At 71.8% G+C, this 9,188-nt stretch carries 9 protein-coding genes; 4 read left to right on the top strand and 5 right to left on the bottom strand.

Going from position 1 to position 9,188, the window contains the following annotated elements:
* Positions 1-66: 66 nt before the first annotated feature.
* The gene (locus PKE44_RS08165) at positions 67-936 is read left to right on the top strand and encodes an ATP-binding protein (RefSeq protein ID WP_324549922.1); all 870 of its coding nucleotides are present in this window, start codon (positions 67-69) and stop codon (positions 934-936) included.
* 97 nt (positions 937-1,033) lie between these two features.
* Here the strand turns inward: PKE44_RS08165 and PKE44_RS08160 are convergent, their stop codons facing one another.
* From PKE44_RS08160 to PKE44_RS08145, 4 genes are all read right to left on the bottom strand, one after another.
* A complete protein-coding gene (locus tag PKE44_RS08160; protein WP_324549920.1) occupies positions 1,034-1,612 on the bottom strand; it encodes a flavodoxin family protein in 579 nt (192 codons plus the stop codon).
* Positions 1,613-1,840: 228 nt separating this feature from the next.
* Positions 1,841-3,838 (bottom strand): acyltransferase family protein, encoded by a 1,998-nt coding sequence (locus PKE44_RS08155; protein WP_324549918.1) that lies wholly within the window; start codon positions 3,836-3,838, stop codon positions 1,841-1,843.
* A 79-nt stretch (positions 3,839-3,917) separates the two neighbouring features.
* Entirely contained in the window at positions 3,918-4,703 is a 786-nt protein-coding gene (locus PKE44_RS08150) for an anti-sigma factor (RefSeq protein ID WP_324549916.1), read from the bottom strand.
* Positions 4,700-5,278 carry a sigma-70 family RNA polymerase sigma factor gene (locus tag PKE44_RS08145; protein WP_324549913.1) on the bottom strand — a complete coding sequence of 193 codons (579 nt, stop codon included), beginning with the start codon at positions 5,276-5,278 and terminating at the stop codon, positions 4,700-4,702. The genes PKE44_RS08150 and PKE44_RS08145 overlap by 4 nt, the downstream gene beginning before the upstream one ends.
* A gap of 256 nt (positions 5,279-5,534) precedes the next feature.
* On the opposite strand from PKE44_RS08145, the gene PKE44_RS08140 reads away from it, so the two are divergent.
* Positions 5,535-6,713: an MFS transporter gene (locus PKE44_RS08140; RefSeq protein ID WP_324549911.1), complete on the top strand. Its 1,179-nt coding sequence runs from the start codon at positions 5,535-5,537 to the stop codon at positions 6,711-6,713.
* Between the two features lie 79 nt (positions 6,714-6,792).
* On the opposite strand, the gene PKE44_RS08135 is transcribed toward PKE44_RS08140, so the two are convergent.
* Positions 6,793-7,020, bottom strand: a complete 228-nt coding sequence (locus PKE44_RS08135) for a DUF2789 domain-containing protein (protein WP_324549909.1) — start codon at positions 7,018-7,020, stop codon at positions 6,793-6,795.
* 188 nt (positions 7,021-7,208) lie between these two features.
* Here PKE44_RS08135 and pdxH point away from each other — a divergent pair, with 188 nt between their 5' ends.
* A complete protein-coding gene (gene pdxH, locus PKE44_RS08130; protein WP_324549907.1) occupies positions 7,209-7,850 on the top strand; it encodes a pyridoxamine 5'-phosphate oxidase in 642 nt (213 codons plus the stop codon).
* 28 nt (positions 7,851-7,878) lie between these two features.
* Positions 7,879-9,188: YhjD/YihY/BrkB family envelope integrity protein (locus tag PKE44_RS08125; RefSeq protein WP_324549905.1), on the top strand; the 1,310-nt coding region annotated here is incomplete at its 3' end.

Below are 9,188 nucleotides of genomic sequence, written 5' to 3'. Positions count from 1 at the left end.
CGGCAACTGGCCCGCCCCGCCGCCCGGCGCTACGCTGCGCGCCCCGTCCGTGCCCGGAGCCCGTCCGTGAATCTCACCCCCGAGCTGCTCGCCCGCCTCGAATCCCTGCTCGATCGCGCCGAACTGCTGCTGCCCGAAACGCCGGTCGAACCGGACTGGAGCGTGCACCGGGCCGCGCGCTGGCGAAAGCGCGCCGGGCGCGGCTTCCTGCAGCCGGTCGCGCAGCCGCACGCGCTCAGGCTCGAAGACCTGCAGTGCATCGAGCGCGCAAAGACCGAACTCGATCGCAACATCCGCCAGTTCGTCGCCGGGCGGCCGGCCAACCACGCGCTGCTGTGGGGCTCGCGCGGCACCGGCAAGTCCTCGCTGGTCAAGGCGCTGCTGAACGCATACCACGGGCGCGGCCTGCGGCTGATCGAGGTCGAGGCCGGTGATCTCGTCGATCTGCCCGACATCGTCGAGCGCATCGACGGCCGGCCCGAGCGCTTCCTGATCTTCTGCGATGACCTGTCCTTCGAGGCCGACGATGCGCGCTACAAGGCGCTGAAGGCCGTGCTCGACGGCTCGGTCGCGGCGCCGCCCGACAACGTGCTGATCGTCGCGACCTCGAACCGCCGCCACCTGCTGCCCGAGTACATGAGCGAGAACCGCGATGCGCGCATCGTCGATGGCGAGCTGCACCACGGCGAGGCGGTCGAGGAGAAGGTGTCGCTGTCGGAGCGCTTCGGGCTGTGGCTGTCCTTCCACCCGTTCCGCCAGGACGATTATCTCGACGTGGTCACGCACTGGCTCGCGCAGCTCGGCTACCGCGGCGAGTTCGACGAAACCGCGCGTGGCGACGCGCTGCGCTACGCGCTGACGCGCGGCTCACGCAGCGGGCGCGTCGCCTGGCAGTTCGCGCGCGATTACGTCGGACGGCAGGGGCTGGAGGACTGACAAGGCGTTGCCCGCTGCGCCCGGCCCCTCTCCGGCAAAGGCAGCGGGGCCGGACAGCAACGCCGTGCGCAACGCAGGCGGCCGATGCCGCCGGCTTTCAGCCCTTCGCGAAGCGCCCCGCCAGCTGCGCGACGCGCTCGCCGAGCAGGCGCGCGGTTTCGAGGTCACCGCTGCGCGGGGCTTCGTCGGGGCTGGCGTCGAAGGGCGAGATCGACATCGCGCCGCCGAAGCCGGCGGTCCAGTTCACGTCGGCCGGACCGTTGGCCTTGCCGTTGGCCGGCAGCAGGCCGGTGCCGACCCAGATCTGGCCGTGCTGCTGCGACAGCGTCCAGAAGTACTGGATGGTCGAGTACTTGTCGCCGTTCGTGGACGCCGAGTTCGTGAAGCCGGCGGCGAGCTTGTCCTTCCAGGCCTTCGTGAACCAGGGCCTGGAGCTCGCGTCGGCGAACTTCTTGAACTGCCAGGCCGGACCGCCCATGTAGGTCGGGCTGCCGAAGAGGATGGCGTCGGCCGCGGCCAGCGTCTCCCAGGCCGATTCCGGCAGATTGCCGTCGCTGTCGATCTGCAGGAACGCCACCTCGGCGCCCTCGACCCCGGCAGCCCCGGCCTTCACGGCCTCGGCCTGCTTCAGGGTGTGGCCGTAGCCGCTGAAGAACACGATCGCGATGCTGGACATGCAGGACTCCTGTCGGCCTTCGGCCGCACCTGGCGAGAGAGGAAATGCGGACGCCACGCGCTCCACGCCCGGGGCCGTACCCGGACCGGCTGCGGCTGCGGCACCGCCAGTCGGGTGACCACCGGCCCGGCCATCCGACTGCAGACAAGCGCTGCATGGCAGCAGAACAGCACCCGCCTGCCGATCCGCCGCCCGGATTTGCTGCCACCGGCGCCGTGCGGCCCGCCTTCAGTTCAGCAGCCCCGACATCGCCGGATACACGACGGTGCGCACGACGAATTCGGAGGCCGGCAGCGTGAAGTGGGCGTAGTCGTAGGTCATCAGCTTTTCCTTGCGATCGCCGTCGAGGTAGGCGAGGCAGGCGCCGTCGTGGCACAGCGGGCCGATCATCGACACGTAGGTCACGCCGGGCATGCCGGCATAGCGGCGCTGCAGGCCGGCATCGAGCCCGAACATGGCGGGATCGAGGTTGCTGCCGATCTGCGCCGGCGTGGCCTGCCAGTACTTCTTCAGCACCACCTGATACAGGAAGGGCTGCCAGTGCGGCACCGGCCCGATCAGCACGACCTGCGCGACGCCGCCCGCGTGCAGGCGTGCGATCAGCGCGTCGTACTGCGTGATCGAATGCCCGCCCTGCTGGGCGAGCATCACGACATCGGGGTGCAGCTCGCCGATCGCCTGCCAGGCCAGGCGGTTGGCACGGTTGCAGCTGTCGAGCGGGTCCGGGTGCACGTCATCGACGTTCGGCGGACAGCCCGAGGCGCCGACGTGCAGCAGCGCGACATCGGCCGGCAGCGTCCGGTCGAGGCCGTAGGCGAGATGCTGGGCGTGTGAATCGCCCCACAGCAGCACGCTGCGCCGGTGCGCGGCGGCCGGTCGCAGGCAGGTCGCGGCGATCGCGGTCTTCGCGCGGCCGCTCTCGATGTCGTAGAAGTTGCACTCGTGGTGATCGAAGCGCAGCAGGTCGTGCGTGCGGGTGTAGCGGTAATCGTCGAAGAAGGCGATGTAGTCGCGCTTGTCCGGCATGCGATCCGGATAGCCGCGGGCGAGATGGAGCACCACTCCGGCGCAGAAGGTCGCTGCCATCATGCCGGCCAGGAAGCGCACCGGTCCGGGCGACCAGGGCCGCGGCGCCCGCCGCGTCGGGGCGCTGCGAAACGGTGTCTCGATCCAGCGGTACGACAGCCAGGCGAGCAGCACCGACACGGCCACCAGCGCCAGCCGCTGCGGCCAGTCCGGTTCGCCGACCAGCCAGATGCGGCCGTACACCAGCAGCGGCCAGTGCCACAGATACAGCGAGAAGCTGATCCGGCCGATCCATCGCATCGGCGCCCGGGCCAGCAGGTGACGGTTGATGCAGGCCGCAGGCCCGGCCTGGATCAGCAGCAGCGCCCCGCCCACCGGCAGCAGCGCCCAGGCGCCCGGAAACGCCGAATGCCGGTCGATCAGCACGGCGCCGAGTCCGATCGCGGACAGTCCGGCCACGCTCGCGGCATGCTGCGGCCAGCGACCGGTACCTGTCGCCGGCACGCCGTCTGCGGCCGGCCGCTGTCCGGCCTGCTGCAGCGCCAGCCAGCCGCCGGCCGCGAGTTCCCAGAAGCGGGTGTGCGGCAGGAAGAAGGCCGCGCTCAGGTCATGCTCGCTGACGACGATGCAGCCGAGCAGCGACAGCAGCAGCAACGCGCCGACGGCCTGCAGGCAGCGGTGCGGCGGCAGGCGCATCAGCCCCGCCAGCAGCAGCGGCCAGACGATGTAGAACTGCTCCTCGACGCCGAGCGACCACAGGTGCAGCAGCGGCTGCAGTTCGGCCTGCCGGTCGAAGTAACCGGACTGCAGCCAGTACAGGACATTGGCGACGAAGCCGCTGCCGCCGGCGACGTGCCGGCCGAGGGTGGCGAGTTCGTTCGGCAGCATCAGGAACCAGCCGGCGAGCAGGCTCGCCAGCAGCACCACGAGCAGCGCCGGATAGATGCGGCGGATGCGCCGGGCGTAGAAGCCGGCGAGGCGAAAGCGCGACTGGCGGATATCGCCGGCGAGGATGCCGGTGATCAGGTAGCCGGAGATCACGAAGAACACGTCGACGCCGATGAAGCCGCCGCCGCTCTGCGGAAAGGCGTGATGGATCACCACCAGCAGCACGGCGACGGCGCGCAGGCCGTCGATGTCGGGGCGGTAGGCCGTGCGGATCGCCGCCGGCGCAGTGATCCGCTGCGCCCCGCCGGGCAAGTCCCGGACCGCCTCCGTCACCACCGCCTGCGGCGTCATGCCGGTTCCCTGCCCTGCAGCGCGAGCGGCTGCGGACGACCTACCAGAGCTTCACGCAGTTGCCTTCGAGCGCGAACGGCGACGGGGCGGCGCCGGCGGCCGGCGGGGCGGATTCGAAGCTCAGCGCAAGCTTCGGCACGTTGCTCAGCAACTGCTCGGCGCTGCCGGCAAGCGTCAGCGTCGCCTTCGCGAGCGGCGCGGCGGTCTCGCCGCCCGCGAACGGCACGACGCCGACCACGGCCGGGGCGGCGTTCGGCGCCAGCGCCCACAGCACCGCCACCTTGCCGGCCGGCACCGTCAGCGGTTTCAGCACCTTGAACTGCAGCTCGCGGCCGTGGCGGCGGATGCTCGCGAGCAGCACCGGCTGGCCTTCGGCGTTGGTCAGCAGCCCGATGTAGCTCGCCGGCAGCGCGGTCTCGTCGACCGGCTCGCCCGGCACGAAGCCCTGCGGGTACAGCCGCACCAGCCCGACGGCGAGCAGCAGGCCGCAGGCGAAACCGAGCAGCGGCCGCAGCCAGTCGCCGAGCCGGCTGCTTTCGCTGCGTTCCCGGCGCGTGCGCGCTTCGGGCTGACGGGCGGTTTCCGGGTGTTCGCGCACGCCGAGCGTGCGTCGCTCGATCGCGTGCCAGAGCTGCGGCGACGGTGCGACCGGCGGCACCGGTTCGGCGAGGCCGCCGAGCCGGCGCTCCCAGTCGCGCACGGCGTCGGCGGCCGAAGGCAGCGTGCGGCAGAGCCGCTCGAAGCGCCGGCGCGCGCGCGCCGACAGCGTGCCGAGCACATAGGCAGCGGCGAGGTGATCGATCAGCGGCGGACGGTCGTAGTTCATGGGGCGGCTTCCAGGCAGCGGCGCAGCCGGTCGAGGCCGCGGCGCAGCCAGACCTTGACGCTGCCGATCGGGGCGGCGATGTGCTCGGCCAGCTCCGAATGCGTGAGCCCGTGATAGTACGCGAGCGCCAGACAGCGACGCTGCTGCTCGGGCACGACATCGAAGCACACGCGCAGGCGCAGGCCGTCGATCGCCTGTTCGAGCAGGCCGAGCGGATCGGGCCGCTCGTCGGGCGGATCGAGGCGGCCGGGGCCGTCCTCGTCGTCGTCGTCGGTCGATTCGGTGTGCCGGCGCTTGTCGCTGCGCAGCAGGTCGAGCGCCTGATGACGCACGATCGCCGTCAGCCACGCCAGCGGCGAGCCGGCGGTCGCCGAATAGTCGCTCGCGCGCTGCCAGACCTTCACGAAGGCTTCCTGCACGGCGTCCTCGGCGCGGTCGCGGCGCACGAGGATGCGCAGGGCCACGCCGAGCATGCGCGGCGCGCAGAGTTCGTACAGGTGGCGGAACGCCGCGCCGTCACCGAGCGCGACACGGGCGATCAGGGTCTGCAGATCGTCGCTGGCTGCCGTGTTCATCGCGCCGCTCCGCTGCGGCTGGTCGTCATGCACATCGCACCTTCCCCCTGCACGGACACCGGTCCGCTGCCGTGCAGCATAAACAGCGCCGGCCGGCCTGCCAGTGACGGTCCGCTCATGTGGCCGGCTTCCGGCCGCTGCGCAGCGGGGCCACGCCGCCGTCTGGCTCCGATGCAGCCGGCGCAGCGACCGCCGCCAGCGGCTACGATCGCCGCTCTTCTGCCTTCTCCCTCCCCCGCCTGCGCAGGTCGCCCGCATGTCCGACGCCGAACGCCCTGCCCGCATCCTGCCGGTGATCATCGCCTCGCAGTTCGCCGGCTCCTCGCTGTGGTTCGCCGGCAACGCCATCCTGCCCGAGCTGCAGCGCGACTGGGGGCTCGCCGCCGATGCGCCCGGGCACGTGACCGCCGCCGTGCAGTTCGGCTTCATCGCCGGCACGCTGGTGTTCGCGCTGCTCGCGCTCGCCGACCGCTTTTCGCCGCGTGCGGTCTTCCTCGTCTGCGCGCTCGCCGGTGCCGGTGCCAATCTCGCGCTGGTGGCGCTGCCGCCGAGCTTCGCCGCGCTGCTGCTGCTGCGCTTCGCGACCGGCTTCTGTCTGGCCGGCATCTACCCGGTCGGCATGAAGATCGCGGCCGGCTGGTATGCGAGCGGACTCGGGCGCGCGCTCGGCTGGCTGGTCGGTGCGCTGGTGGTCGGCACGGCCTTCCCGCACCTGCTGCGGGGACTCGGCGCGGCGCTGCCCTGGGCCGGCGTGCTCGCCGGCGTGTCGGCCTGCGCGGCGCTCGGCGGACTGGCGATGTACTGGCTGGTGCCGGACGGCCCGCAGCTGAAGCGCGGGGCGCGCTTCGACCCCGGCGCGGTGCGCACGATCTTCGCCGGCCGCGAGCTGCGCTCGGCGGCCTTCGGCTACTTCGGTCACATGTGGGAGCTGTACACCTGGTGGGCCTTCTTGCCGGCCATCGTCGCCGCCTGGGGCGTGCAGCACGGCACCACGCCCGCGGTGTCGCTCTGGAGCTTCGCGGCGATCGCCGCCGGCGCGCTCGGCTGCATCATCGGCGGCGAACTGTCGCCGCGCTGGGGCAGCGCGCGCGTCGCGCAGGTGCAGCTCGCGGTGTCGTGCGCGTGCTGCCTGCTCGCGCCGCTCGCCTTCGGACTGCCGGGGCCGCTGTTCTTCGCCTATCTGCTGGTCTGGGGCATCACCGTCGTCGGTGACTCGCCGCAGTTCTCGACGCTGACCGCGCGCGCCGCACCGCCGGCGTATCTCGGCTCGGCGCTGACCTGGGTGACGGCGATCGGCTTCGGCATCACCGTCGTCAGCATCCAGCTGTTCGGCAGCCTCGTGCAGCACTGGCCGATCGCCTGGCTGCTGCCGCTGCTGGCGCTCGGTCCGCTGCCGGGTCTGCTGGCGATCCGGCCGCTGGCCGGACACCGCTGAGGCCCGCACATGCGACGGCCCGCAGCCGCTGGCTGCGGGCCGTCGGGACATGCGCCGCCGCAGCGGCGGCTGACCATGCTCAATGCAGGCGGACGTTCAGTTCATCGACCATCTCGGCCCAGTCCGAATCCTCGCGCAGCGCATCGTGCAGGAACTTCGCCTGGGTCTGGTTCCAGAACGGCGCATCGGCCACCAGCATGTCCGGCGGCAGCGGATGTTCGCGGATGAAGCTGTCGATGCCGGCCGGGTCTTCCGGCAGGCCGAGCTGGGCGAACAGGGTGCTCAGGTTATGGGTCTGGGTGTCCATCATGTCGAACTCCTCGCGGCAGTCATCTGGGCGGTCATCCGGACTCTGGGATTACGGGAGCAGCCTCCCGTACCCGGACCTTTATAGACCCCGCCCGCCGCAACCGTTCCTCCGGCCGCGCATCCGGCCGATGCCTGCGCGGCCCTTGCCTTTCCGCTTCCCTTCTCCATCCATAAGGAGTGTCCGCCGTGACCACCCCGCTCGCCGATCTGCGCCGCAACTACACCCGCGGCACGCTCGATGTCACCGAAGTCGCCGCCGATCCGCTCGCCCAGTTCGGGCGCTGGTTCGAGGAGGCGGTCGCCGCGCAGGTGCCCGAACCGAACGCGATGACGCTCGCCACCGTCGCCCCCGACGGCCGGCCGCAGGCGCGCGTGATGCTGCTGAAGGCCTGCGACGCCGAAGGCTTCACGTTCTTCACCAACTACGGCAGCCACAAGGCCGCCGCACTCGCCGCGCATCCGCAGGCGGCGCTCTGCTTCTGGTGGATCGAGCTGGAGCGGCAGGTGCGCGTCGAGGGCCGCATCGAATCCTTGCCGCGTGCCGACTCGGCCGCCTACTTCGCCGTGCGCCCGCGCGACAGCCAGATCGGCGCCTGGGCCTCGCGCCAGAGCCAGCCGGTCGCCGATCGCGTCGCGCTCGAAGCGCAGTTTGCGGAACAGGCGGCGCGCTGGGACGGTCGGGAGGTTGAACTGCCGCAGCACTGGGGTGGCTACCGCCTGCACCCCGGGCGCGTCGAGTTCTGGCAGGGCCGGCCGGGACGCATGCACGATCGCATCGTCTACGTGCGCACCGGCGACGCCTGGCAGATCGGGCGCCTGCAGCCCTGAAGTCGAGAGCGCGGATCGAGGAGGACGGATGCTGCTGCCCGAACGCTGGATCGCTGCCTGTGTGCCGCGGCCGACCGATACCGCCACGCACGCCTCGGTTCGCCGGCTCGGGCGCATCCTGATCGCGGTCTTCGAGGCCGTGTTCGACGGCCACCTGCTCGATCGCGCCGCCAGCCTCGCCTACACGACGCTGCTGTCGCTGGTGCCGCTGCTGGCGGTGAGCTTTTCGGTGCTGCAGGCCTTCGGCGCCAAGGACGTGCTCGAACCGCTGCTGCGCGATGCGCTGACGCCGCTCGGCGGTCAGGCGGCGCTGGTCGGTGACCGCATCCTGGAGTTCGTCGGCAAGATGCAGGTCGGCGTGCTCGGCTCGCTCGGCATCGCGATGCTGCTCTACACGGTGATCACGACCGTGCACAAGATCGAGCTGGCGCTGAACGCGATCTGGGATGTCGCCGAACCGCGCCGGCCGATGCGCCGCATCGCCGATTACCTGTCGGTGACCTTCGCCGGCCCGGTGCTCGCCTTCGGCGCCATCGGCCTGACCGACACCGTGCGCGGCGCCTTCGCCGGACTCGCCGGGCGCGGCTACCTGACGCTCGCCGATCTCGGCGGCGCGCTGCTCGCGCTGGTGCCGCACGCCCTCGGCATGGCGGCCTTCGCGCTGCTCTACGGCCTGCTGCCGAACACGCGCGTGCGCCCGGGCGCGGCGATCGCCGGCAGCCTGTTCGCGGTGACGGTCTGGTCGCTGGCCGGGCGGCTGTTCGCGAGCCTGCTCAGCGATTCCAACAACTACTCGGCGATCTACTCGGGCTTCGCCGGCGCCGTGCTGTTCATCCTGTGGCTGAACGTCAACTGGATGATCGTGCTGCTCGGCGCGACGGTGTCCTGCGCCTGGCAGGCACCGGGGGCGCTGAACGCCGGCAAGCCCGACGGCCACGCCGCGCGCGAGGCGCTGGCGCTGGCGCTGATGCGCGAACTCGGCCGCATCCACCGCGAGGGCCTGCCGCCGCCGATCGCCGATGAGCTCGCCGAGAGGCTCTGCGCCCGCCAGCGCGCGATCCGCGACCTGCTGGCGCGGCTGCGCGAGGACGGCCTGATCATCGAGAGCGATGCCTGCGGCTGGCTGCCGGCGCGCGACAACGCCCATCTCGAAGTGCGCGCCATCCTCGCCAGCGTGCGCGGTCCGCTGCCGGCCGAGGCCGCCGGCGCGGCGCTGCTCGCGCCCGGCGAACGGGCGCTGACCGACTGCTACACCGGCTGCACGCTCGACCGGCTGATCGACCTGCCGGATGACGCAGCACCGCCGGCACCCGGCATCGAATCCCGCCCGGCCGCCCG

This window comes from Plasticicumulans sp., assembly GCF_035331805.1.
Classification (GTDB): domain Bacteria; phylum Pseudomonadota; class Gammaproteobacteria; order Competibacterales; family Competibacteraceae; genus Plasticicumulans.
The sequence above is the reverse complement of the archived record's forward strand: the minus strand, read 5'-3'. Positions and strand labels throughout refer to the sequence as shown.